Here is a 616-nt window from a genome sequence, read left to right on the forward strand (position 1 = left end):
GGAGGCGGTGACCGCTAAGGGGGAAGGAACAGAGGTCGCGGAAGCCGGACCTCGAGAGGAAGCGTATACGGGTCTTGTCTCCGGGACCTTCTTCGACGTCGACGATTCCCTGAAGGCCCTCGACCTCGGCGGAAAGGCGGTGGGCGAGGACATACTCTCCGAGATCGAGGAGCTGGAAAAGGAGATACTGCAGGGAGGGCCGCAGGAAGAGGCGTTGGAGCTGGAGGACCTGGAGAAGGAACTGGCCGCCCTCGAGGAGGAGATATTGAGTTCCGAGGCTCCAACCTCGGACGTGGCAGCTGAAATAGAGGACCTGGTCAGGGAGCTTGAGGAGGAGGAGGAGGAAGTGACATCCGCCCCCGAGGCGCCCCCGGCGGAGGGGGTCGCCCCGCCGGAGGAGGCCCTCCCGGTCACCGACCTGGAGAGCGCCGTCACCTCCGAGGAGCGGGCACCGACCCTCGAGGAGGTCACCGAAGCTCCCCCCGTGGAGGAAGTGAGCGCCCCGCCGGAGGAGGCCCCCCGTCCCCTGGACCTCCTGGAGCGCCTGGTCGAAGCCCCCCCCGCCCCCGAGGCGCCCCCGGCGGAGGGGGTCGCCCCGCCGGAGGAGGCCCTCCCG

General features: G+C 69.5%; 1 protein-coding gene. It reads left to right on the plus strand.

Annotated features, from left to right (window positions below; genetic code table 11):
• Positions 1–7 precede the first annotated feature (7 nt).
• A partial coding sequence (locus QME84_00790; protein MDI6872812.1) for a hypothetical protein occupies positions 8–616 on the plus strand: 609 nt, incomplete at its 3' end.

The sequence above is a fragment of the Actinomycetota bacterium genome (genome assembly GCA_030019255.1).
Classification (GTDB): domain Bacteria; phylum Actinomycetota; class Geothermincolia; order Geothermincolales; family RBG-13-55-18; genus Solincola_A.